Below are 22,841 nucleotides of genomic sequence, written 5' to 3' on the forward strand. Positions count from 1 at the left end.
CTTACAGCTCCAGCATCGCCTTGGTCAGGATATTCCGCTGGATCTCGTTCGATCCGCCGAAAATCGACAGTTTGCGGTTGTTGAAATAGCGTCCCGCATCGCGGGCGTGATCCTCGGGGGCAACGGCGGCATTGCCGGCCAGCGCCTCGGCCGGGAAGGGCACGGCGGCCGGCCCCAGCGCCCGGCGGGCGAGGTCGTTCAGGGTCTGGCGAATGACGGTGCCCTTGATCTTGAGCATCGAGCTTTCGACGCCGGGATGGCCGGTTTTCTGGGCCTCGGAAATCATCCGCAGGTTGGTGATCTTCATCGCCTCGAGGTCGATCTCGACCTGCGCCAGCCTCGCGGCGAAAAGCGGGTCGTCGATCAGCCGCTGACCGTTACGGCGGATCTGCCGGGCCAGCGCCTTCACTTCCTCGAAGGCCTGGACCGAGAAGCCGGTGCCGGCGATGTTGGTGCGCTCATGCGTCAGCAGGAACTTGGCGATGGTCCAGCCCGCGTTCTCCTTGCCGACGAGATTCGCCGCCGGCACCCGGACATCGGTGAAGAAGACCTCGTTGACCTCGTGCCCGCCCTCGATCAGCCGGATCGGCCGCATCTCGATGCCCGGCGTGTCGAGGTCGACGAGCAGGAACGAGATGCCTTCCTGCGGCTTGCCCTCGAACCTGGTGCGGACCAGGCAGAAGATGCGGTTGGCGTGCTGGCCCAGCGTCGTCCAGGTCTTCTGGCCGTTGATGACGTAATCGTCGCCATCGCGCACCGCCTTGGTGCGCAAGCTGGCAAGGTCCGAGCCGGCGCCGGGCTCGGAATAGCCCTGGCACCACCAGTCGCTGCCGTCGAGGATGCGCGGCAGGATTTCCGCCTTCTGCGCCTCGGTGCCGAAATTGATCAGCACCGGCCCCAGCATGTTCAACCCGAAGGGCACGATGCGCGGGGCCGAGGCGCGGGCGGTCTCCTCGTCGAAGATGTGGCGCTGGACCGGGGTCCAGCCCGGGCCGCCATATTCCTCGGGCCAGATCGTCGCCAGCCAGCCGCGCCTGTTCAGGATCGCGTGCCAGCGGTCCATGTCGTCCTTGGTCAGCGTCGCGCCGCTGCGCACCTTGGCCGAAAGGTCCTCGGGCAATTCGGCGGCGAGGAAGGCCCGCACTTCGTCGCGGAAGGCGATTTCCTCTGGGGTGTAGCTCAGGTCCATCTAGGCCTCCTTGTTGAGGCTGGCGAAATCGCGGCCCTCGTCCGCAAGGCGGCGGAGCAGGGCGGGGACGCGCCAGTAATGGGGGTCTTCCTTGGCGTAGGCCTCGATCCGGCGCAGCAGTTCCGCCGGGCCGAGCGTGTCGGCATAGAACATCGGCCCGCCGCGGAAGCGCGGGAAGCCGTAGCCGAACAGGAACACCGCGTCGATATCGACCGGGCGCAGGGCGATGCCGTCCTCCAACACCCGCGTCGCCTCGGCGATCATCGCGGTCATGTAGCGGCTGACGATCTCGTCATCGCTGAAGGCGCGCGGGGTGATGCCCTTCTCGGCGCGTTCCTCTTCGATGAAGCGGGCGACCTCGGGGTTGGGGCGCGGCCCGTCGGCGTCGTGGATGTAGAAGCCCTGGCCGGTCTTGCGCCCGAACCAGCCGTTCTCGCAGACCCGGTCGGCGACGGCGACGTAGCGTTCGGCCGGGTCGCGGGTCGGCGCCAGCCGCTTGCGCGTCGCCCAGCCGATATCGAGCCCGGCGAGGTCGAGCACGGCGAAGGGGCCCATGGCGAAACCGAACTCCTCCAGCGCGGCGTCGATCTGCTGCGGGCTGGCGCCGTCGAGCATCAGGTAATCGGCGACCTTCTTGTAATGGCCGAGGATGCGGTTGCCGATGAAGCCGTCGCAGACCCCGGCGCGCACCGCCACCTTGCCCAGCTTGCGGGCGAGCGCGAAGCCGGTCGCCACCACCTCGGGCGCGGTCTTGCCGGCGACCACGACCTCGAGCAGCCGCATGACATGGGCCGGCGAGAAGAAATGCAGCCCGATCACTTCGGCGGGGCGCGACGTGACCGAGGCGATCTCGTCGATGTCGAGGTAGGAGGTGTTGGAGGCGAGGATTGCGCCCGGCCGGGCGATGGCGTCGAGCCGGGTGAAGATCTCCTTCTTCACGTCCATGTCCTCGAACACGGCCTCGATCACGAGGTCAACCTTAGAGAAATCTTCAAGCTTCAGCGTGGTTTGCAGGGCGTCCTTGAGAATGGCGTCGCGTTTCTCCTCGCTCAGCTTGCCGCGCTTGACGGCGCCGGCGAGGTTCTTCTCGATCGTCGCCTTGCCGCGGCTCAGCGCCTCCGCGTCGCGTTCGTTCAGGGTCACCTTGAGCCCGGCCAGCAGCGCCGCCGTGGCGATGCCCGAGCCCATGGTGCCGCCGCCGATCACGCCGACATGGCCGATCTGGCGCGGCGTCGCCCCGGCCTCGGGGATCTTGGCCACGGCGCGTTCGGCGAAGAAGGCGTGGATCAGCCCGGCGCGCTGCGGGCTGTCGAGGCATTGCTGGAACAGGGCGCGCTCGGTGGCGAGGCCCTCGGCCAGCGGCTGCACGCTGGCGGCGACGGCCTCGACGCATTTGAATGGCGCGAAGAGGTGTTTCTGGCGCTTGGCCAGCTTGGCGGTCGTGGCCTGGATCGCGGCCGCGTCCGGGGCCACCGCGATCTCGCCGGTGCGGCGCCGGGGCAGGGCGCCGGTGCGCAGGTCCTCGGCCGCCTGCAACGCCGCGTCGCGCGGCGCGCCCGCGGCAAGGCGGTCGATCAGGCCCAGCCTGACCGCCTCTTCGGCGTCGATGCGGCGGCCGGTGGTGATCAGCTCGAGCGCGGCGGCGATGCCGGCCAGGCGCGGCGCCCGCTGGGTGCCGCCGGCGCCGGGCAGGATGCCCAGCGTGACCTCGGGAAAGCCGACCGTGGTGTCGGGTAGGGCGACGCGGGCATGGGCGGCCAGCGCCACCTCGAGCCCGCCGCCCAGGGCGACGCCGTGCAGCAGCGCGACCACCGGGGTTTCACAGGCTTCGATCCGGTTGCAGACATCGGGCAGGCCGGGCGGCATCGGCGGCTTGCCGAATTCGCGGATGTCGGCGCCGGCGATGAAGCTGCGGCCCTTGCCGTAAAGCGCGATCGCCTCCACGCCCTCGGCGCCGTCCAGTTGCTCCAGCGCCTCGACAAGGCCCTGGCGCAGGGCCTGGCTGGCGGCGTTGACGGGCGGGTTGTCGACCGCGACCAGGGCGATCGGCCCGACGCGTTCGATGCTGACGATGCGGCCCTCGGGGCCGGCGCTACTGGTCATCAGGACTGTCCTCCCTGGCCCCGCGACCATTGAAGCGCGCGGGATTGCATTGCGAAATCAAGTTTCGCTGTGCGATTTTCGAGGGGCAGACCCGGAGAGTCAAGCGCCAATGAGCAGGGGGGGCGGGCCTGACCTCAGCGCGGCGTGATCGGGCGCACCAGTCCTTCCTGGGCCACGCTGGCGACCAGCAGGCCGTCGCGCGAGAAGATCGTGCCGCGGTTGAAGCCGCGGGCGCCGCCGGTGAAGGGCGCGTCCATGACGTAGAGGTGCCAGTCGTCGAAATTCACCGGCCGGTGGAACCACAGAGCGTGGTCGAGGCTGGCGGTCATCACCTGCCCGGTCAGCCAGCTTTCGCCCAGCGGTCGCAGCGAGCTGCCCAGCAGGTACATGTCCGAGGCATAGGCGAGCAGGCATTGCTGCAGCCAGGCCGCGCCGCCGGCCGGCCGGGCGAGGCGGAACCAGACCGCGTGGCCGTCGGGCGCCGGCTTCGGCTCGGCCATGTCATAGGGCACGACCTCGCGGATCTCGACCGGCGAGGGGCGCAGGAAATCGGCGCGCAGCTTGTCCGGCGCGATGTCGCGCAGCCGCTCGGCCAGCGCGGCGCGGCTCTCGGCCCGGCTCGGCAGGCTGTCGGGGTCCGGCATGCCGGGCGGCATCCCGTGCTGGTGGACCGGGCTTTCCTCCTCGACATGGAACGAGGCGGCGAGGTTGAAGATCTGGCGCCCGTGCTGGATCGCGACCACCCGGCGGGTGGTGAAGCTGCCGCCGTCGCGGGCGCGGTCGACCTCGTAGATCACCGGGATCGACGGGTCGCCGGGACGGATGAAATAGGCGTGCAGCGAATGGCAGGCGCGGTCGTCGACGGTGTGATAGGCGGCGGCCAGCGCCTGGGCGATGACCTGGCCGCCGAAGATCCGCTTCGAGGTCTCCCCGCCCGAGCCGCGGCCGCGGAACAGGTTGATCTCCAGCGGCTCGATATCGAGCAGGTCGAGCAGGGTGGCGACGGGATCGGGCGCGGCGTCGGTCATGCTGTCTCCGGCAATAGGGTCGGGAAAGGTATAGGGGGCCGGGCAGGGCCGCGCAATCGGGACAAGGCCGGGGGCGCTGCCCCCGGACCCCCGGGATACTTTCGTGAAGATGAACTGCGGGGCGTTCTTTCCCGGTCGCCTGAGTGAAATCATCCCGGGGGCGCTGTTGGGCGATCGGGCTGCGGCCCCGGCCCGTTGATGCAGCGAGGCGCTTGACGCCGGCGCCGACCGGCGCCACATTTCCGCACAGCGAAATCGCATTTCGGGGAGGAACTGCGGTGAGGGAGGAATTCCGGCTCGAGCCGGCGCAGGTGCCGGGCGCGCAATTCGTCGACATGCCGGCGCGGCTGCGGGCGGCCGCGGCGGCGCATCCACTGGAGATCGCGGTGATCGACGGCGCGGCGCGGCTGCGCTGGGGCGATTTCGTCGACACGATCGACCGGATCGCGGCGGAACTGGCGGAGCGCGGGCTGCGGCGCGGCGATGTCGTCGCCAGCCTGGCCGGGGTCTCGGCCGATCACCTGCTGCTCTACATGGGCGTGCTGGCCGCCGGGGCCTGCATGGCGCCGCTGCCCGTGGGCGCCCATCCCGACGCGTTGCGGGCGATGCTGGCCGATAGCGGCGCGGCGCTGGTCTTTGCCGATGCCGCCAACAGGGCGGTGCTCGCGGGGCTGGGGGCGCCGGCGGACAGGCTCGAGGAGCTGCGCCCGGCGGCGGCGCGGCGGGCCCCGGCCGCGCCGGTCAGCCCGGCAGAGACCGACCTGTTCGACATCATCTACAGCTCGGGCACCACCGGCACGCCGAAGGGCATCCAGCACGATTGCCGCTTCCGCGACCGCCAGATGGCGCGGCTGTCGGGCTATGGCTTCCGGCCCGGCGCCGTGTCGCTGGTCTCGACCCCGCTCTATTCCAACACCACGCTGGCGGCGCTGCTGCCGGCGCTGGCCTATGGCGGCACCGTGGTGCTGATGCGCAAGTTCGACGCGCGCGGTTTCCTCGAGCTGGCCGAGGCCCATCGCGTCACCCATGCCATGCTGGTGCCGGTGCAGTACCGCCGCCTGCTGGCCCATCCCGAGTTCGACCGCTTCGAGCTGTCGGCTTTCGAGGTCAAGCTGTCGACCAGCGCGCCGCTGCCCGAACCGGTGATCCGCGACGCCTTGAAGCGCTGGCCCGGGCGGCTGGTGAACATCTACGGCATGACCGAGGGCGGCGTCAGCGTCATCCTCGACTGCACAGAACATCCCGACAAGCTGGACACTGTCGGCACCCCGGCGGCGGGCGGCGAGCTGCGGATCATCGACGAAGAGGGCCGCGAGCTGCCGCAGGGCGAAACCGGCGAGATCGTCGGCCGCTCGGGCGCGATCATGGTCGGCTATCGCAACGCGCCCGAGAAGACGCGCGAAGCGACCTGGACCAGCCCCGAGGGCCATACCTTCATCCGCACCGGCGACATGGGGCGGCTGGACGAAGACGGATTCCTGACCCTGCTCGACCGGCGCAAGGACATGATCATCTCGGGCGGCTTCAACATCTTTGCCGCCGATCTCGAGCTCGTGCTGTGCGGCCATCCCGAGGTCCACGAGGCCGCCGTCATCGGCGTGCCGAGCGAACGCTGGGGCGAGACGCCGCTGGCGCTGGTGGTGCGCGAGCCGGGGGCGGCGGTTGCGGCGGAGGAGCTGCGCGACTGGGCCAACGCGCGGCTGGGCAAGCTGCAGCGGCTGTCGGCGGTCGAGTTCCGCGACAGCCTGCCACGCAGCGACATCGGCAAGGTGCTCAAGCGGGAATTGCGGGAACCCTATCTGAAACAGGCGCAGGAGGCATGATGGAGGCGCGTCACCACGCGGTCTGGCCCGAGGGCGTGCCGCATCGCATCGCGGTGCCGGAGCGGTCGCTGGCCGAGAACCTGATCCTGACGGCGGCCGAGAAACCCGAGGCGCCGGCGATCCACTATTACGGCAGCACGATAACTTACGGTGAGCTGGCGGCGCAGGTCGCGACGCTGGCCGGCTGGCTGCAGCAGGTCGCCGGGGTCGGGAAGGGTGACCGTGTCCTGCTCTACATGCAGAACAGCCCGCATTACGTTGCCGGCTATTACGCCATCCTGCGCGCCGATGCCGTCGTCGTGCCGGTCAACCCCATGAACCGGGTCGCAGAGCTGGCGCATCTGGTCGCCGATACCGGGGCGCGGGTGGCGCTGGCCGGGCAGGACCTGCTGCCCCATGTCGCGCCGCTGGTCGGGGAGGGGCTGACCCATATCCTTGCCGCCGCCTATGCCGAGGCGACCGACCCGGCCTTTCCCTTCCACCTGCCGGCGCCGCTCGACCAGGGGCCGCCGGACGACTACGGCCTGACGGGCGTCACCCGCTGGCGCGACGCGCTGGCGGCAGATCTTGCGCCGGGGCCGATCGCGGCCGGGGCGGATGATCTCGCCGTCATCCCCTACAGCTCGGGTAGCACCGGCCATCCCAAGGGCTGCATGCACAGCCACCGCACGGTGATGACGACGGCGGCGGTCAGCATCGAATGGAAGAACGGGCCGCCATCGGACAAGCCCTGCCTGGTTACGCTGCCGCTGTTCCATGTCACCGGGATGCAGAACTCGATGAACGGGCCGGTGATGGCGGGCCACGCCATGGTGATGATGACGCGCTGGGACCGGCGGCTGGCGGCCGAGCTGATCCAGCGTCACAAGGTCGGGCGCTGGCGCTCGATCACCACCATGGCGATCGACTTCGTCAACGATCCCGAGATCGAGGGCTACGACCTCTCCAGCCTCGACGCCATCGGCGGCGGCGGGGCGGCGATGCCGGCGGCCATCGCCGAGCGGCTGCGCGACCTGACCGGGCTCGACTATATCGAGGGCTACGGCATGTCGGAAACGATGGCCGCGACCCATATCAACCCGCCGCACAGGCCGCGCCGGCAATGCCTCGGCATCCCGGTCTTCGAGGTCGACGCGCGGGTGATCGAGCCCGAGACCGGGCGCGAGCTGGGGCCCGACGAGGTCGGCGAGATCGTCATGCACGCGCCGCAGAACTTCCTTGGCTACTGGAACAACCCCGAGGCCACGGCGGCGGCCTTCCTGCAGATCGAGGGCAAGCCCTTCCTGCGCACCGGCGATATCGGCCGCTACGACGAGGAGGGCTACTTCTACATCACCGACCGGCTCAAGCGGATGATCAACGCCTCGGGCTTCAAGGTCTGGCCGACCGAGGTCGAGGCGATGCTGCACGAGCATCCGCAGGTCGCCGAGGTCTGCATCACCGCCCGGCCCGATCCGCGCCGGGGCGAGACGGTGATGGCCTGGGTGGTGCCGCGCGGCGATCTGGACGAGGCCGACCTGGTCGCTTGGTGCCGGCAGAAGATGGCGGCCTACAAGGTGCCGCATGTGGTGCGCTTTCTCGACGCGCTGCCGCGTTCGCCCAGCGGCAAGGTGGAATGGCGGAAACTGCAGGAGCGGGCGGCGGCGGAGTAGGGGCGCCGCCTGCTCTTGTCCCTCGAGGGAAGCCGTTGCGCCGCGCCGCCCGGCTTAAGAATTTGTCGGATGCAGTCTTCGGCCCTAGGTCCTAAGGTCGCGCGAAACGTGAACAGGAGACCGAAATGCCAGAACAGGCGCTTACCGTGAACACCGAGGACGGCACGGTTCCGGCCACGCTCTACGGCGAGCCGGGAAATCCCGGGGTGCTGATGCTCATGGACGCCTTCGGCCCGCGCCCGGCGCTGGCTGACATGGCGCGGCGGCTGGCCGGGGCCGGCTATGTCGTGCTGCTGCCCGACCTGTTCTACCGCTTCGGCCAATACGGCCCCTTCGACGCCGCCACCGCCTTCCAGGACGAGGCCAAGAAGGCCGAGCTGATGAAGATGATCAAGGGCACGACGCAGGCGATGACGGCGCGCGACACCGGCGCCTTCCTCGACGTCCTGGCCGAGCATGGCGGCATCGGCCCGGTCGGCGTCGTCGGCTATTGCATGGGCGGGGCCCGGGCCCTGACCGTGGCCGCCGAATACCCGCTGCGCATCGCCGCCGCCGCCAGCTTCCACGGCGGCGGGCTGGCCAGCGAGGCCGAGGACAGCCCGCATCTGCGCGCGGCCGAGATCAGGGCCCGGGTCTATGTCGGCTGCGCCGGGGTCGATCGCAGCTTCCCGCCCGAGCAGTCGGCGCGCCTTGCCCAGTCGCTGCGCGAGGCCGAGGTCGACCATATCATCGAGAATTATGTCGGCATGTCCCATGGCTGGGCGGTGCCCGACCATTCGGTCCATGACCCGGCCGGGGCCGAGCGTCACTGGACCCGTCTGCTGACCCTGTTCGACGAGACACTGCGCTAGTTGCGCCACGCTTCCGAGCCGGCTGCGCGCATCCGTTGGATTTCGCGTGCGGATTTCGCTATGCTTGCGCGAAGCCCGCAAAGGGCCGGCCCCGGCATCGGGGCGCGAGGTATGGGAAGCAGGATCGGGAACGAGGCTTGATGCGCCGGATCACCAAGGCGGATCGGATTACGCTGTCGCTGGTCGCCTTCGTGGCGACCTTGCTGCTCAGCCATGGCTACTACGCGGCCGCGGCTGCCTCGCTTGTCCTGCCGCTGCTGCTGCGCGCCTGCGTCATCGTCGCCGATGTCTTCTGGACCTCCTTCACCGGAGCGCCGCTGATCCGGGCGCGCGAGCGCAGGCCGGGGCACGGGCTTTCCGCATTGCTGCCGGCCATCCTGCATGCCGGGCCGCGACCGCGGGCGCGCGACCTGTTCTCGACCCCGGCAGCGAACCAGAGCGCGCCGCCCAAGCCCAGCCGCCGGCTCAAGAGCACGCGCGAGCGGTTGGGCCGCCGGGTGCCCGAGAACGTCGACTGAGCGGCCAAGACTCCGCGCTTCACGGAGATGTGCGCGCGCGCGATCCCGCCTGCGGCGCCGTGTCACTGGCCGCGCCTGCCCCCGGGCGCTAGCTGGGCGCCGGAGTGCCGCCTCGCGGCCATCCGGCGACAATAGGGAGACCCGCATGTTCGACCGCAGAGACGTCCTGAAACTGGGCCTCGGCCTCGGCACCGTGCTGCTGCTGCCGACGGCGGTGCTGGCCGAGCAGCCGGACTTCGCCCGCAAGATCGAGTTCGATCCCGATGCGCCGGTGCTGGGCAATCCGAAGGGCGACGTCTCGGTGATCGAGTATTTCGACTACCAGTGCCCCTACTGCAAGGCCAACCACCCGATGGTGTCCAGGGTCGTCGCCGAGGACGGCAACATCCGCTACGTGATGAAGGACTGGCCGATCTTCGGCCCGGCCTCGGTGCGGGCCTCGGCGCTGGCGCTGGGATCGGTGGCGCTGGGGAAATACCCGCAGGTCAATGCGGCGCTGATGAAGACGAGAAGCCCGCTCAACACCGCGATGATCGACGCCGCCCTGCGCTCGGCCGGGGTCGATCCGGCGCAGGCCAAGGCGTCCTTCGACCGCGAGGGCGACAAGTGGCGCGCGCTGCTGGGCCGCAACGACACCCAGGCGCGCGGCCTCGGCCTGCCGGGCACGCCCGGCTACGTCGTCGGCCGCGACGTCTTTCCCGGCGTGATCCACGAGCCGGCCCTGCGCGACGCGGTCGCCCGGGCGCGGGGCTAGGCCATGGCCTTGCGCGATTTCCGGTGACGGAGGCGGTTGCCGACCGCCCCTGACCGCCTCGGCTTCGCGCCGAAAATAAAACGCCCCGCGAATGGCGGGGCGTTCTCTTGTTCGGCCTGAAGGCGCCTACTGGCCGACCTTCTTGATCCGGCCGCTGACCTTGGTCGTCACCTTGCCGGTCTTGGCGATGTAATCCATCACCTCGTTGGCCATCAGCTTGCCGTTGCCGGCATTGACCAGCACCTTGCCGCCGCCGAGCGCGGTGTAGCCGTCGCCGCCGCCCAGCATGTAGTCGTTGGTCGCCACGGTGTAGAGCTTGTCCGGATCGAGATCGGCGTCGCCGATCTTCACCGAGGCCACGCGCGCGCCGGCCGGCGCCGTCGGGTCGTAGACCATGGTCAGGCCCGAGACCTGGGGGAAGCGGCCGGCGCCCTTCTCGACCTGGCTGACGCCGTTCTCGAGCGCCGCCAGCACCTGGCTGCCGGGCAGCTGGGTCACCACGGTGACGTTGCCGAAGGGCAGCTCGGTCAGGATGTCGCGCCGGGTCAACTTGGTGCCGGCGTCATAGGTCCGGTCGGCGCGGATGCCGCCGCCATTGGTGATGGCGATATCGGCGCCCGTCGCCGCCCGCATCGCGTCGGCGATCAGGTCGCCCATCGCCGATTCCTCGCTGCGCACCACGTTGCGGCGCGAATCCAGCGGCACCTCGGTCACCCCGACCTCGACATTCAGGCTCTTGTCGAGCTTGGTCTTGAAGCCCTCGACCATCTTCTGCGATTCCGGATCGGGCGCCACCGTCGCGGTGTCGATGAAGCGGAAATCGGGCGTCCACTTGACCTTGCGCTTGCCGTCCTTCTCGCTGATGTCGACGGTCAGGTCGACCGGCGACAGGAAGCGTGCGTCCATCGAGGTTTCGACATAGGCGGTGATGCCGTCGTAATAGGTCGAATAGAGGTGGTCGTCGCCCGACATGATGACGTCGAAGGCGTGGCTGGCGATCAGCTTTCGGTCGTTCGACATGTCGGTCTGGACGACGCCGATCACCAGGTCGGCGCCGTCGCCGCGGGCCTTGCGGGCCGCCGCGATCGCGGTCTTGACCGTGGGCAGGAACTTGAGGTCGCCGGGGCTGGAAACCTCGGGCGTGGTGTCCTGGGCGACCGGGATCAGGGCGATCTTCAGCCCCGCCATCTCTTTCATCATCACCCCGCCCAGGCCCTTTACGGCCGTGCCGTCGGCATTGGTGATGTTGATCGCTGCCCAGGGATATTTCGACGCGCCCATCTTCTGCAGGAAGTTCTCGGGCCCGAAGTCGAATTCGTGGTTGCCCGGCACGGCGATGTCGAACGGCACCAGGTTGGTCAGGTCGATCGTGTTCTCGCCCTTGTCGAAGCCCGACAGCAGCGAGGGCGAGAGCATGTCGCCGTCGAAGACGTAGAGCGTGTTCGGATTGGCGGCCTTCTCGGCCTTGGCGACGGCGTTCATCCGGGCGAAGCCGCCGCGATGGCCGTCGCCGGCGAAGGCGTAGACGTCGCCGACGCCGAGGATGGTCAGCTTGACGGTCTCGGCCGCGGCGGGCGAGAGCGCCACGGCGCCAAGCGCGGTGGCCCCGGCAAGTGCGGCGGCAAGGCGGCGGGGAAATGTGGTCATCGAATGTCTCCCTGTCTGTGATCTGAATGAATGCGTCGGCCGTCCGCGGATCACGCGCGGCGGTCCCTCCCTATTTGAATAATCCATCGGCCGGATCCGGCAAGAGCTTCTTGCAACCTGCAGTGTTGCCGCCGCGTCAAGCGGGCCGGGCCACGCTTTTCTTCTGGGCAGAAAAATCCCGGGGCAGCCCGGCAGGGGCGGGGCAGGGCCCGACGATCGGGCTTGCGCGCGCAGCGCGCGCCACGGGATCGGCTAGAGCGCGCTGCGGCGCCGGGCGCGGTCTTCCATCCGGGCGAAGAGCCGCGACAGCAGGAAGCAGAGCGCGAAGTAGAAGGCGGCGACGGTGATGTAGATCTCGAAACGCCGCATCGTCGAATTGGCGATCTCGGTGCCGGCGAAAGTGAGCTCCTGGACCGAGATCAGCGACACGATCGAGCTGTCCTTGACCAGCATGATGAACTGGTTGGCCAGAGGCGGCGTGACCGCGCGCAGCGCCTGCGGGAAGGTGACCAGGCGGAACACCTGGCCCGGCCGCAGCCCGACGCTCTTCGCCGCCTCGATCTGGGTCTCGGGCACCGCGGCGATGCCGGCGCGGATGATGACGGCGATATAGGCGGCCTCGAACATCGCCAGGCTGATCGTGCCGGCGGCGAAATTCTCCAGCGTCTCGGGCGGGCCGAGGAAGATGCCGACGATCCGCGCCGCGCCGGGGCCGAGGGTGCGGGCCCAGGCGTCGAGGCCGATCAGCGGGATCACCTGCGACGAGATGAAGAAATAGAAGATGAACAGGAACACCAGCGGCGGGATGTTGCGGATCAGCGCGACATAGGCCGAGGTGGTCAGCCGCGGCAGCAGCCGTACCCGGCTGGCCATGACGCCGAGCGCGGTGCCCAGCAGGCTGGCGATCACCATCGCCCAGATCGACAGCCGGATCGTGGTCAGGAAGCCCAGCAACAGGTTGTTGGGCTCCCACCAGCCGGTCTCGGGGTTCTGGCGCACCAGCACCCGGGGCAGCACGCTCCAGTTCCACTTGTAGACCAGCACGTCCGAGACCCGGTACCACAGGAAACCGACAAAGCCGATCGCCAGCGCGATCAGGACGGCGTCGAGCAGGCCGAAGCGGCGCTTGCGATCTGGGTCGGGATACATGCGGGCCTCGGGGCTTGCAGAGAGGGGCAGGGGCGGACGGGCCGCCCCCGCGCTTGGCGTCGTGCCGGCTTACTGGGGGCCGGCTTACTGGCCGACCTGGTCGGCCCAGGGGCGGCCGCCGAACCAGTAGTCGTGACGCTCCTTGAGCCAGCCGTCATTGGTCCGCAGCAGGATCCAGTTGTCGAAGAAGTTGAGCGCGTCCGGATCGCCCTTGCGCACGGCGAAGGCTTCGGACGACGCGTCCATCAGCTCCTGCGTCGGGGCGAAGACCACCTTGGGGTTGTCGTAGATGGTGAAGGCCGGCAGCGGCTGCGACGACAGCATGATGTTGGCATTGCCGTTCAGCACTTCCTGCACGACCTGGTTCTGGTCGTCGAACAGCCGGACGACGGCCTTGGGAAAACGCTTCTTGACGTAGTCGCAGGGCGCCCCGCCGCGGCGGCAGGAGAAGGTGATGTCGGGCGCGTTGTAGTCGTCGGGCCATTTCAGGTCCTTCGAGTTCTTGATATTTGCCATCGCGCCCAGCGAGCTGTGGGCATAGGGCGTGGTGAAGTTGACCGTCAGGTTGCGCGACGGGGTGATCGACATGCCGCCGATGATGACGTCGAACTTGCCGGCGATCAGGGCGGGGATGATGCCGTCCCAGGCGGTCGGCACGAATTCGACCTTCACGCCCATGTCCTCGGCCACCTTGGTGGCGACGTCGACCTCGAAGCCGATCAGGTTGCCGTTGATGTCGCGCATCGCCCAGGGCACGAAGGTCGACAGCCCGACCTTGAGCACGCCGCGCTTCTTGATCGTCTCGATCACGCTTTCCTTCGACAGGCCCTGCTGGATGCCCTCGGCATGGCCGGGCTGCGGGGCGGACAGCCCCAGCGCGGCCACGGCCGCGATCATCAAGGAACGGAATATCTTCATCTGTCTCTCCTGTTGGCGGGGTTTGTTATTGCTTGGTCGTTGAACGGGTTACGGCGGGCACGGGCATGGGGCACGGGCATGGCGGTCGGCTCATCGTCGCTGGGCCCGGCGCGCCCGGCGTTCGAGCCAGGCGGCCAGCGTCGAGAGCGAGCCGGTGAGGACGAGGTAGATCGCCGCGACCGTCAGCCAGACCTCGAAGGTCATGAAGGTATCGGCAATGATGTTGCGGCCCTCGTTGGTCAGGTCGAATATCGCGATGGTTGAAACGATGGCCGAGCTCTTGATCAGGTTGACCATCGACGAGGTCAGTGGCGGCAGCATCAAGGGCACCGCCTGCGGCAGCACGACGAGGCGATAGACCTGGGCCTGTTTCAGCCCGACCGAAGAGGCCGCCTCCCATTGCCCGCGCGGCACCGACAGGATGCCGCCGCGGATGATTTCCGAGATGAAGGAGGCCTCGAAGAAGGCCAGCGCCAGCACCCCGGTCCAGAACCGGTCGATCCCCAGGATCGGGGAAAGAACGAAGTAGAACAGGTACATCTGGACCAGAAGCGGGGTGTTGCGGATCAGCTCCAGATAGGCGGTGGCCAGCGCGTGGCCGGCATAGGAGCGCGACAGGCGCAGCAGCGCCGTCGCCAGCCCGATCGCCAGCGACAGCACCATGCCCCAGGCCGTGATCTGCAGCGTCACGAGCAGCCCGCGGATCAGCGGGCCGCGATACCATTCGCCGTCGATTTCACGGTAGAAGAACTGCGGCACGCGATACCACTGCCAGTTGTAGCCCATCGCCGTGGCGCCGTTGACCACCGCCCAGACCAGCAGCACCAGACCGGCCGCGAACAGCCCGAGGTCGAGCGTGTTGCGGCGCAGCCGCCGGCGCCGCTCGGCGTGCAGGTAGCGCGCCAGCGCCGCGGCCGGATCTTCCGGCGCCACCAGCGTTTCGGCCGCCGGTTCGGGCGGCGTTCCGGGGGCGATCACGGTCATTGCCGCCGCGCCCCGGCCGGGGGATGTGCGCTCTCTCTCACCGCGTTTCCTGCGTTCTCGCGTCTCACACGAGGAATTGAATAGCCCCGTGTCAGCGCCGTCAACGAAAACGGCGTCGCGCATAGGGCGGCGGCATTCTGTTCGATTAATGGGCGAAAAGGCGCGGGATGCCCGAATGATGGGCGGGCCGTGCACGTATTGCCGGCGGAATCACCCGCCACTTTCTTGCAAACGCGGGCGCGATGGGCGATTCAGGGTCGTGGACGGCAGGGAAGGGCGCGGCGATGGAGCAACCGGCGGCGGAGAGGGCGCAGAAGCGCGGGCTCGACCTTCTGGTCGGGCTGGCGGTGCGCAACGAGCGCAGCATCGCCGGGATGACCCTGTCGGAACTCTCGGCCAAATCCGGCGTCTCGAGCCCGATGATCTCGAAGATCGAGCGCGGCCACGTCTCGGCCTCGCTGTCGACGCTGAACGCGCTGGCCGGCGCCATCGGGGTGCCGATCATCAACTTCTTCGCCGAGACGGTCGAGATCGGCGAGGTCGCCTTCGTCCGCGCCGGCGAGGGCGTGACGGTGCGGCGGGCGGGCTCGACCTACGGCCATGTCTACCGCCAGCTCGGCCGCGTCAGCACCGGCCACCTCGATTTCGAGACCTACCTGATCACCCTCGACCGGCCGGTCGCCGGCACGCCGTTCTTCCAGCATTCCGGCGTCGAACTGCTGCACCTGCTGGAGGGCAGCCTGAGCTACCGCATCGGCGAGGAGAGCTATGAGCTCGGCCCCGGCGACACGCTGACCTTCGAATCCGAGGCGCCGCACGGTCCGGTGCGGATGACCAGCGCACGGGCGGTGTTCCTGACCGTGATCGCGCGGCCGAAATAGCGTCCGGGTGCGCGGTCCCGGGTTTTCAAATTGCCCGGAATTTAACCTTGAAGAAAGTATTTTCCCGGAAGTAAACTGGCGCCGAGCAACCGGAGACCCGGCCGATGGCCAGTACCGTTCTGACCCCGATCACCCAGGCGCTGGAGGACGGCGCCCTGACCCGGCGCGAGCTGAAGGCGCTGATGCGGCGCTCGGACGGGCCGGCGCTGTGGCGGTTGGGTGTCTGGATCGTCGCCATCGGCGGAACCGGTTCGCTGGTCTGGGCGGCGATGGGCACGGCCTGGGTCTGGCCGGCGATGTTCGTCCACGGCATCCTGATGGTGCATCACTTCGCGCTGCAGCACGAATGCGTCCATTACACCCCGTTCAAGACCCGCTGGCTGAACGACGTCACCGGCAATATCTGCGGCTTCCTCATCGCCCTGCCGCACCAGTTCTTCCGCTACGAGCATTGCGACCACCACACCCATACCCAGCTCAAGGGCCAGGACCCCGAGCTGATCGAGTTGCCGATCTCGCTGGGCAAATACCTGTGGTACGTCTCCTCGGTGCCCTATTGGCGCGCCAAGGTGCAGGAATTCGCCCGCCATTCGCTGGGCCGGGTGTCCGAGCACGAGAAGGCCTTCCTGCCGAAGGAGGCCTATGGCGCGGTGTTCCGGGAGGCGCGGATCATGCTGGCGCTCTATGCCGCGATCCTGGTCGCCTGCATCGCCACCGGCTGGTGGGCGCCGTTCTGGTACTGGTGGGGGCCGGTGCTGCTGGGCGAGCCGGTGATGCGCTGGATCCGCCTGACCGAGCATGTCGGCCGCCCCAACACCCGCGACATGCGCGAGAATACCCGCACCAACCTGATCTCGCGCCCGCTCGCCTTCCTGAGCTGGAACATGAATTACCACGCCGAGCATCACTATGCCGCCTCGGTTCCCTTCCACGCCCTGCCCAAGCTGCACGAGAAGCTCGACGGCTATGTCCATGTCGAGCCGCGCGGCTATCTCGGCGCCCATCTCGACATCCTTGCCCAACTCACGGGACGCAAGCCGCGCAGCGACGCGATCGGCGACGGGGCGCGGGGCGGTCAGGAGGCATGACCGCCGCGATGCGCGAGAAGACCTGGACGGACCTGATGGCCGTCGCCGACCTGGAGCCCGGGGACGCGACGCCGGTGACGCTGGGCCGGCGCGAGCTGGCGGTCTACGACACCGTCGACGGCATCTATGTCAGCTACGCCCGCTGCACCCACGGCGCGGCCAACCTGTGCGACGGCTATTTCGACGGCCGCCATATCGAATGCCCGCTGCACCAGGGCCTGTTCGACGCCCGCACCGGCCAGCCCAAGGCCGCGCCGGCCCGGCTGCCCTTGCGGATGATCGCGGCACGGGTGGTCGATGGCCGGGTGCAGGTGTTGATCTGAGGAGGAGACATGTCGGCCTGGATCGAGATGATTTCGGACGAGGACGCGGATGCGGATCTGCGCGCCGCGCTCGACTTGGCGCGGACGCCGCATGGCACCGTCGACAACGTCATGCGGGTGCATTCGCTGCGCCCCAACACGATGCGTGGCCATGTCGTGCTCTACCGCGCCGCCTTGCATGACGCCGCCAACACCCTGCCGACCTGGCTGCAGGAGACCATCTCGTCCTATGTCTCGTTGCTCAACGACTGCGGCTATTCGCTGGCCAATCACTGGAAGAATGCCCGCCACCTGATCGGCGACGACGCCCGGGCCGACGCGATCTGGGCGGCGCTCGAGGCGCGGGCGCCGGAACGGGTGTTCGCGGGCGCCGAGCTGGCCTTGATGCGCTATGCCGAGAAGCTGACCCTGGAGCCGGGCAGGATGGTCGCGGCCGACGTGCAGGCGCTGAAGGCGGCCGGGCTCGACGACGGCGCGATTCTCGAAGCCAACCAGATCGTCGGCTATTTCAACTACGTCAATCGTTGCCTGAACGGGCTGGGCGTCAGCACCGCTGGCGATATCGTGGGCTATTACGCCGAGAACGAAGCCGAATAGGGCCTTGCGCGCGGTTTCTCCTTGAGCGGTTTCCTTGAGGGAAATATATTTCCTGACAGGACATCACAGGAGGCCGCCATGTCTTATGCCACAGCCCGCAAGGTCGATGCCGACGTGATCCCGGTGATCGACATCACGCCGTTGCGCGACGGCAGCGACCCCGAGGGCGTCGCCCGCGCGCTCCATGCCGCCAGCACCGGGCTGGGTTTCATCTATGTCAGCGGTCACGGCATTCCCGACGCGGTGATCGAGGGCGCGCGGGCGGCGGCCTACGATTTCTTCCATGCCGATCCCGGGCTGAAGGCGACGGTGAAGGTGTCCGAGCGCCATCGCGGCTGGCTCGGCCAGGGCGGGGCGAAGATGCAGGATGGCGCCCGGGCCGACCTGAAGGAGAGCTTCATCTGGGGCTGGCAGGACTTCGCCGGCAACACGCCCGAGGACCACCCGCTACGCGGCCGCAACCAATGGCCCGATTTCCAGCCCGGTCTGGAACCGGCGGCGATGGCCTATTTCGACGCCGCCGACGAAGTCGCCCATCACCTGATGCGCGGCTTCGCCCTCGGCCTCGGACTGGCGCCCGACTTCTTCCTGCAAAGCGCCGACCGGCCGCTGTCGCGCGCTTCCTTCGTCTATTACCCGCCGCAGCCGGAAGAGGCCGGGGCCGACCAGTTCGGCGTCGGTCCGCATACCGATTTCGGCGTCTTGACGGTGCTGTGCCAGGACGATGTCGGCGGGCTCCAGGTCGAGGATGTCAACGGCGACTGGATCGAGGCGCCGCCGATCCCCGGCACCCTGCTGGTCAATGTCGCCGACCTGCTGTCGCGCTGGACCGACGGCGCCTATACCTCGACGCCGCACCGGGTGGTCAACGCCTCGGGGCGCGAGCGGCTGTCGCTGGTGCTGGCCTTCGATCCCAACCCCGAGACGATGATCGACCCGGGCGCCGTCTTCGGCCCGGGCCACGAGGCGAAGTCGGAACCGATCTATTGCGGCGACTACCTGATCTGGCGCTTCGCCAAGGCCTTCGCCTATCGCAAGGGCTGAGACGATGGAGGCGGCACGCGAGGCATTGGCGCAGGGCGCGCGCAACCTGCTGGTCAATTGCGCCGGGCTGGGCGCGGGCGACGCGGTGGTGATCTGCCACGAGGCGCCCGAGCACGGCTGGTACGACGACACGGTGGCCGAGGCGGTGGCGCACGAGGCGCTGCGGCTGGGGCTGACCGTCTCGCTGCGCCCCGCGCCGCCCCCGGGGGAACCCGCGCCGGAGCCGCTGCGCGCGGCGCTGACCGGCGGCAATGTCATCTATTTCGCCCGTATCGGCGACCAGGGCCGCTTTGCCGAGGCGGCGGCGCCGGGGCGGCAGGTGATGGTCTATGCCCGCCGCGCGCCCGACCTGGCCTCGGAGTTCGGCCGCGTCGATCACCGGGCGATGGCGGCGCTGAAGGCGGCGGTCGACGCGGTGCTGTTCGCGGCCGCGGAGATCGAGATCACCTGCCCGCTGGGCACCCGCGTCACCGGCCGGGTGACGGAGCGGGCGGCGGAGGCACCGCCGGCGGACGTCTCGGTCCGGCGCTTTCCGCTGGGGGTGCCGGCGCCGGTGCCGGCGGCGGGGTTCGAGGGCCGGGTGGTGCTGGCGGGGACGCTGACCTCGACCGGCAACCGCCCCTACAGCCCCGCCGTGCTGCCGCTGCCGCGCCCGGTGACGGCCCGTTTCGCCGCGGGGAGGATCACCGGCTTCGAGGGCGCCGACGAGGATGTGGCGGCGGTCGAGGCCCATTACCGCCACGTCGCCGGCCTGTTCGGGCTCGACCCGTTCACGGTCCATTCCTGGCATGCCGGGCTGCATCCCGGCTGCCGCTATTTCGAGGATGACGGGCGCGATTCGGAGCTGTGGTCCAACGCCATCTTTTCCAATCCCAAAGTGCTGCATTTTCACTCATGCGGTCGTGAAGCGCCGGGAGAGGTCTGCTGGAACGTGATCGACCCGACCGTCACCGTCGACGGCTGCCCGCTCTGGCGTGACGGGCGTTTGTTTCCAAGGAAATTTGCTGCGATTGCACAATGCCTGGACGCGTGGCCCGAACTTGATTCGCTGTTCACCTAGAGCTCAACCGTTCAATCCCCAAACACAAATCTTTGATCCAGATCAAGCCTGGTGCGACATGTCGCAGGCTTGCGTTGTCGCACCCCACGGCGTTGTAAGAACCCCAAATTTTTCCGCTACTTGATGGAGGGAGTCAGATGAGGGGTAACGCAACGCCGGGGATGCGCCTGCGGCGTCCCGGGCTGCGTAGGGGGGCCGCGCTCTTGCCGTTGGCCGCGGTTACGCTGCTATCGGGATGCGTCGAGGACGGGACCAGTTTCCTGACTCCGCACGGCCCTGTCGCTGCGCTGCAGCGCTACCATCTCTGGGAGGTCACGCTGATCTCGATGATCGTGGTGCTGCCGGTGCTGGTCGGGGTGCCGCTGCTGGCCTGGCGCTATCGCTACGGCAACGCCAAGGCGCGCTACACGCCGGAATGGGACTTCTCGCATACCCTGGAATGGGTGATGTGGGTGGTGCCGGCGCTGATCGTGCTGGCGCTCGGCGCGCTGCTCTGGATCGACACCCACAAGCTCGACCCCTACCGCCCGATCGCCTCGGCCGAGCCGCCGCTGCGCGTCCAGGTCGTCGGCCTCGACTGGAAATGGCTGTTCATCTATCCCGACTACCACATCGCCACGGTCGGCCAGATGGCCTTCCCGCAGGATCGCCCGGTCTCGATGCAGCTGACCACGGACACGGTGATGCAGTCCTTCACTATCCCGGCGCTGGCGGGGCAGATCTACGCCATGCCGGGGATGCAGACCAAGCTGAACTTCAAGGCCGACAAGCTGGGCAAGTTCGAGGGCATGAACACCCAGTTCACCGGCGACGGCTTCGACAAGCAGCATTTCACCGCGGTGTCGATGTCGAAGGGCGATTTCGACAACTGGGTCAAGAGCGTCCAGGACAAGGGCGTGGCGCTGAACCAGGCCGCCTATGCCAAGCTGTCGGTCAGCTCGACCCCGGCCGAGGTGCGGGCCGAGTTCGGCACCCAGGCGATGCCGCCGAAAGCCGTGTTCTTCAACAATGTCGCGCCCGGTTTCTACATGGGCATCATGAACCGCTACATGAAGGGCACGACGGCGAAGTCCGTCGATCAGCCCGGCTCCGTAGCCTACAACGCCGCGCATAGCTGAGGAGGGGCCGCAGACTATGACCCACGATTTGACAACCGCGGTCTTCGGCCGGCTGACGCTTCAGTCGCTCGATTTCCTCAAGATGGTCTTCCATCCCAGCCTCAACAACGTCATCGCCTCCGGCGCCGCGCTCGCGGTGCTGGCCGGCGGTGCGGTGCTGGTGGCGGTGCTGACCTATTTCGGGCTGTGGAAGAAGCTCTGGTCGGACTGGCTGATCAGCGTCGACCACAAGCGCATCGGCGTGATGTATATCGTTCTGGCGCTGGTGATGCTGCTGCGCGGGGCGCTGGAAGGCGTGGTGATGCGCGCCCAGCAGGCCGACGGCCTGCATGGCGGCTTCCTCAGCGCCGACCACTTCGCCCAGCTGTTCTCGACCCACGGCACGATCATGATCTTCTTCGTGGCGATGCCGTTCCTGACCGGGCTGATCAACATCGTCGTGCCGCTGCAGATCGGCGCCCGCGACGTCTCGTTCCCGATGCTGAACTCGGTCAGCCTCGGCCTGACCGTGGCCGGCGCGATGCTGGTGATGATCTCGCTGGTGATCGGCGATTTCTCGACCGGCGGCTGGACCGCGTACCCGCCCTATACCGAGCCCAACTTCCAGCCCGGCTCCGGCCCTGACTACTGGCTCTGGTCGGTGGCGATCGCCGGCGTCGGCTCGACCCTCACCGGCATCAACTTCATCGTCACGATCTACAAGGAACGGGCGCCGGGGATGACCTTCTTCCGGATGCCGATGTTTACCTGGACGGCGCTGTGCACCTCGATCCTGCTGGTCTTCGCGATGCCGCCGCTGACCGTCGCCGGGCTGATGCTGGCCGCCGACCGCTATTTCGGCTTCCACTTCTTCACCAACGCCCTCGGCGGCAACATGATGAACTTCGCCAACATCCTGTGGCTGTTCGGCCACCCGGAAGTCTACATCCTGATCCTGCCCGCCTTCGGCGTCTATTCCGAGATCACCGCCACCTTCTCGGGCAAGCGGCTCTACGGCTACGGCTCGCTGGTGGTGGCGACGATGTCGATCGCGGTGCTGTCCTTCACCGTCTGGCTGCACCACTTCTTCACCATGGGCCAGGATGCCGACGTCAACGCCGCCTTCGGCATCGCGACGATGCTGATCGGCATTCCGACCGGCGTGAAGGTCTACGACTGGATGGCGACGATGTATCGTGGCCGGCTGCGCTTCTCGGTGCCGGTCGTCTACGCGCTCGCCTTCATGGTGCTGTTCGTCCTCGGCGGCCTGTCGGGCATCATCCTGGCCAACCCGTCGATCGACTTCCAGGTCCACAACACGCTGTTCCTGGTGGCGCACTTCCACAACATGCTGATCCCGGGCCTGCTGTTCGGCATGTTCGCCGGCTACAACTACTGGTTCCCCAAGCTCTTCGGCTTCCGGCTGAACGAGAAATGGGGCTACATCGCCGCCGGCTGCTGGATCACCGGCTTCACCCTCGCCTTCATGCCGCTCTACGTCGTCGGCCTGATGGGGATGACCCGACGCACCGTGGCCTATACCAACCCGGCCTTCCAGCCGTGGTTCGCCATCGCCATGGTCGGGGCGCTGTTCGTCGTCGCCGCGCTGGGGGCGATGATCATGCAGGTCTACGTCTCGATCCGCGACCGCGAGCAGACCCGCGACATCGGCGGCGACCCCTGGGACGCGCGCACGCTGGAATGGGCCTCGCCCTCGCCGATCCCGGCCTACAACTTCGCCGTGGTGCCGACGATCAACGCGCGTGAGGCCTTCGCCGTCGCCAAGGCCGCCGGCGCCGGCTATCCCGAGGCCGAGGCCTATGGCGACATCCACCTGCCGGGCAACACCTACATGGGCGTGATCATGGCCGTCTTCGGCACCGCGCTCGGCTTCGGCCTGGTCTGGTACATGTGGTGGCTGGCGCTGCTGTCGGTCGCGGTCATCGCCGTCGCCGTCATCGCCCGCGGCTTCGTCGAGGATCCCGGCGTCATCATCCCGGCCGCGCAGGTCGAGGCCGAGCACAAGGCCTGGCTCGAGCAGGTGCGCAAGACCCCGGCCATCACCCGCGCCCAGGAGGGTGCAAAGACCAACTACGGCGTCGCGGCGCCCGAACCGATGGAGCTGACCGCATGAG

The 22,841-nt window shown here is 68.3% G+C and carries 20 protein-coding genes; 13 read left to right on the top strand and 7 right to left on the bottom strand.

Going from position 1 to position 22,841, the window contains the following annotated elements:
* Window position 1 precedes the first annotated feature (1 nt).
* The 3 genes from ACFOES_RS04185 to ACFOES_RS04195 form a co-directional block, all read right to left on the bottom strand.
* The gene (locus ACFOES_RS04185) at window positions 2–1,189 is read right to left on the bottom strand and encodes an acyl-CoA dehydrogenase family protein (protein ID WP_377831921.1); all 1,188 of its coding nucleotides are present in this window, start codon (window positions 1,187–1,189) and stop codon (window positions 2–4) included.
* Window positions 1,190–3,292 (bottom strand): 3-hydroxyacyl-CoA dehydrogenase NAD-binding domain-containing protein, encoded by a 2,103-nt coding sequence (locus ACFOES_RS04190; RefSeq protein WP_377831922.1) that lies wholly within the window; start codon window positions 3,290–3,292, stop codon window positions 1,190–1,192. It lies immediately after the preceding gene.
* A gap of 134 nt (window positions 3,293–3,426) precedes the next feature.
* On the bottom strand, window positions 3,427–4,320 hold the full coding sequence (locus ACFOES_RS04195; protein WP_377831923.1) for an acyl-CoA thioesterase: 894 nt from the start codon (window positions 4,318–4,320) through the stop codon (window positions 3,427–3,429).
* A 278-nt stretch (window positions 4,321–4,598) separates the two neighbouring features.
* Between ACFOES_RS04195 and ACFOES_RS04200 the strand changes: the two genes are divergently transcribed.
* The 5 genes from ACFOES_RS04200 to ACFOES_RS04220 all read left to right on the top strand — a co-directional run bounded on the left by ACFOES_RS04200 (window position 4,599) and on the right by ACFOES_RS04220 (window position 9,918).
* Entirely contained in the window at window positions 4,599–6,143 is a 1,545-nt protein-coding gene (locus ACFOES_RS04200; protein WP_377831924.1) for a class I adenylate-forming enzyme family protein, read from the top strand.
* Window positions 6,140–7,795 (top strand): long-chain-fatty-acid--CoA ligase, encoded by a 1,656-nt coding sequence (locus ACFOES_RS04205; protein ID WP_377831925.1) that lies wholly within the window; start codon window positions 6,140–6,142, stop codon window positions 7,793–7,795. The genes ACFOES_RS04200 and ACFOES_RS04205 overlap by 4 nt, the downstream gene beginning before the upstream one ends.
* Before the next feature lie 125 nt (window positions 7,796–7,920).
* Window positions 7,921–8,646, top strand: coding sequence for a dienelactone hydrolase family protein (locus ACFOES_RS04210; RefSeq protein ID WP_377831926.1), 726 nt, complete (start codon window positions 7,921–7,923; stop codon window positions 8,644–8,646).
* 140 nt (window positions 8,647–8,786) lie between these two features.
* Window positions 8,787–9,164, top strand: a complete 378-nt coding sequence (locus ACFOES_RS04215) for a hypothetical protein (RefSeq protein WP_377831927.1) — start codon at window positions 8,787–8,789, stop codon at window positions 9,162–9,164.
* A gap of 145 nt (window positions 9,165–9,309) precedes the next feature.
* Window positions 9,310–9,918: a DsbA family protein gene (locus tag ACFOES_RS04220; protein WP_377831928.1), complete on the top strand. Its 609-nt coding sequence runs from the start codon at window positions 9,310–9,312 to the stop codon at window positions 9,916–9,918.
* Between the two features lie 126 nt (window positions 9,919–10,044).
* Here the strand turns inward: ACFOES_RS04220 and ACFOES_RS04225 are convergent, their stop codons facing one another.
* From ACFOES_RS04225 to ACFOES_RS04240, 4 genes are all read right to left on the bottom strand, one after another.
* Window positions 10,045–11,565, bottom strand: coding sequence for a bifunctional metallophosphatase/5'-nucleotidase (locus tag ACFOES_RS04225; protein WP_377831929.1), 1,521 nt, complete (start codon window positions 11,563–11,565; stop codon window positions 10,045–10,047).
* Window positions 11,566–11,817: 252 nt separating this feature from the next.
* Window positions 11,818–12,714, bottom strand: a complete 897-nt coding sequence (locus tag ACFOES_RS04230) for an amino acid ABC transporter permease (protein ID WP_377831930.1) — start codon at window positions 12,712–12,714, stop codon at window positions 11,818–11,820.
* An 84-nt stretch (window positions 12,715–12,798) separates the two neighbouring features.
* Window positions 12,799–13,632, bottom strand: a complete 834-nt coding sequence (locus ACFOES_RS04235) for a transporter substrate-binding domain-containing protein (RefSeq protein ID WP_377831931.1) — start codon at window positions 13,630–13,632, stop codon at window positions 12,799–12,801.
* A gap of 90 nt (window positions 13,633–13,722) precedes the next feature.
* The gene (locus tag ACFOES_RS04240) at window positions 13,723–14,616 is read right to left on the bottom strand and encodes an amino acid ABC transporter permease (protein WP_377831932.1); all 894 of its coding nucleotides are present in this window, start codon (window positions 14,614–14,616) and stop codon (window positions 13,723–13,725) included.
* 242 nt (window positions 14,617–14,858) lie between these two features.
* Between ACFOES_RS04240 and ACFOES_RS04245 the strand changes: the two genes are divergently transcribed.
* The 8 genes from ACFOES_RS04245 to ACFOES_RS04280 all read left to right on the top strand — a co-directional run bounded on the left by ACFOES_RS04245 (window position 14,859) and on the right by ACFOES_RS04280 (window position 22,840).
* A complete protein-coding gene (locus tag ACFOES_RS04245; protein ID WP_377831933.1) occupies window positions 14,859–15,497 on the top strand; it encodes a helix-turn-helix domain-containing protein in 639 nt (212 codons plus the stop codon).
* Between the two features lie 104 nt (window positions 15,498–15,601).
* Window positions 15,602–16,585 carry a fatty acid desaturase family protein gene (locus tag ACFOES_RS04250; RefSeq protein WP_377831934.1) on the top strand — a complete coding sequence of 328 codons (984 nt, stop codon included), beginning with the start codon at window positions 15,602–15,604 and terminating at the stop codon, window positions 16,583–16,585.
* A complete protein-coding gene (locus tag ACFOES_RS04255) occupies window positions 16,582–16,908 on the top strand; it encodes a non-heme iron oxygenase ferredoxin subunit (protein WP_377831935.1) in 327 nt (108 codons plus the stop codon). The genes ACFOES_RS04250 and ACFOES_RS04255 overlap by 4 nt, the downstream gene beginning before the upstream one ends.
* A 9-nt stretch (window positions 16,909–16,917) precedes the next feature.
* Window positions 16,918–17,505, top strand: coding sequence for a carboxymuconolactone decarboxylase family protein (locus ACFOES_RS04260; RefSeq protein ID WP_377831936.1), 588 nt, complete (start codon window positions 16,918–16,920; stop codon window positions 17,503–17,505).
* A 78-nt stretch (window positions 17,506–17,583) separates the two neighbouring features.
* On the top strand, window positions 17,584–18,549 hold the full coding sequence (locus tag ACFOES_RS04265) for an isopenicillin N synthase family dioxygenase (RefSeq protein WP_377831937.1): 966 nt from the start codon (window positions 17,584–17,586) through the stop codon (window positions 18,547–18,549).
* Between the two features lie 4 nt (window positions 18,550–18,553).
* On the top strand, window positions 18,554–19,609 hold the full coding sequence (locus ACFOES_RS04270) for a hypothetical protein (RefSeq protein ID WP_377831938.1): 1,056 nt from the start codon (window positions 18,554–18,556) through the stop codon (window positions 19,607–19,609).
* 137 nt (window positions 19,610–19,746) lie between these two features.
* Window positions 19,747–20,727: a cytochrome ubiquinol oxidase subunit II gene (locus ACFOES_RS04275; RefSeq protein WP_377831939.1), complete on the top strand. Its 981-nt coding sequence runs from the start codon at window positions 19,747–19,749 to the stop codon at window positions 20,725–20,727.
* A gap of 16 nt (window positions 20,728–20,743) precedes the next feature.
* Window positions 20,744–22,840, top strand: coding sequence for a cbb3-type cytochrome c oxidase subunit I (locus tag ACFOES_RS04280; RefSeq protein WP_377831940.1), 2,097 nt, complete (start codon window positions 20,744–20,746; stop codon window positions 22,838–22,840).
* Window position 22,841: the final 1 nt, after the last annotated feature.

This window comes from Acidimangrovimonas pyrenivorans (assembly GCF_042643245.1).
Taxonomy (GTDB): Bacteria; Pseudomonadota; Alphaproteobacteria; order Rhodobacterales; family Rhodobacteraceae; genus Acidimangrovimonas; species Acidimangrovimonas pyrenivorans.

Coding starts and splice junctions, on each gene's coding strand:
- ACFOES_RS04185 (WP_377831921.1), bottom strand. CDS start 1,189: ATGGACCTGAGCTACACCCCAGAGGAAATCGCCTTCCGCGACGAAGTG.
- ACFOES_RS04190 (WP_377831922.1), bottom strand. CDS start 3,292: ATGACCAGTAGCGCCGGCCCCGAGGGCCGCATCGTCAGCATCGAACGC.
- ACFOES_RS04195 (WP_377831923.1), bottom strand. CDS start 4,320: ATGACCGACGCCGCGCCCGATCCCGTCGCCACCCTGCTCGACCTGCTC.
- ACFOES_RS04205 (WP_377831925.1), top strand. CDS start 6,140: ATGATGGAGGCGCGTCACCACGCGGTCTGGCCCGAGGGCGTGCCGCAT.
- ACFOES_RS04210 (WP_377831926.1), top strand. CDS start 7,921: ATGCCAGAACAGGCGCTTACCGTGAACACCGAGGACGGCACGGTTCCG.
- ACFOES_RS04215 (WP_377831927.1), top strand. CDS start 8,787: ATGCGCCGGATCACCAAGGCGGATCGGATTACGCTGTCGCTGGTCGCC.
- ACFOES_RS04220 (WP_377831928.1), top strand. CDS start 9,310: ATGTTCGACCGCAGAGACGTCCTGAAACTGGGCCTCGGCCTCGGCACC.
- ACFOES_RS04225 (WP_377831929.1), bottom strand. CDS start 11,565: ATGACCACATTTCCCCGCCGCCTTGCCGCCGCACTTGCCGGGGCCACC.
- ACFOES_RS04230 (WP_377831930.1), bottom strand. CDS start 12,714: ATGTATCCCGACCCAGATCGCAAGCGCCGCTTCGGCCTGCTCGACGCC.
- ACFOES_RS04235 (WP_377831931.1), bottom strand. CDS start 13,632: ATGAAGATATTCCGTTCCTTGATGATCGCGGCCGTGGCCGCGCTGGGG.
- ACFOES_RS04240 (WP_377831932.1), bottom strand. CDS start 14,616: ATGACCGTGATCGCCCCCGGAACGCCGCCCGAACCGGCGGCCGAAACG.
- ACFOES_RS04245 (WP_377831933.1), top strand. CDS start 14,859: ATGGGCGATTCAGGGTCGTGGACGGCAGGGAAGGGCGCGGCGATGGAG.
- ACFOES_RS04250 (WP_377831934.1), top strand. CDS start 15,602: ATGGCCAGTACCGTTCTGACCCCGATCACCCAGGCGCTGGAGGACGGC.
- ACFOES_RS04255 (WP_377831935.1), top strand. CDS start 16,582: ATGACCGCCGCGATGCGCGAGAAGACCTGGACGGACCTGATGGCCGTC.
- ACFOES_RS04260 (WP_377831936.1), top strand. CDS start 16,918: ATGTCGGCCTGGATCGAGATGATTTCGGACGAGGACGCGGATGCGGAT.
- ACFOES_RS04265 (WP_377831937.1), top strand. CDS start 17,584: ATGTCTTATGCCACAGCCCGCAAGGTCGATGCCGACGTGATCCCGGTG.
- ACFOES_RS04270 (WP_377831938.1), top strand. CDS start 18,554: ATGGAGGCGGCACGCGAGGCATTGGCGCAGGGCGCGCGCAACCTGCTG.
- ACFOES_RS04275 (WP_377831939.1), top strand. CDS start 19,747: ATGAGGGGTAACGCAACGCCGGGGATGCGCCTGCGGCGTCCCGGGCTG.
- ACFOES_RS04280 (WP_377831940.1), top strand. CDS start 20,744: ATGACCCACGATTTGACAACCGCGGTCTTCGGCCGGCTGACGCTTCAG.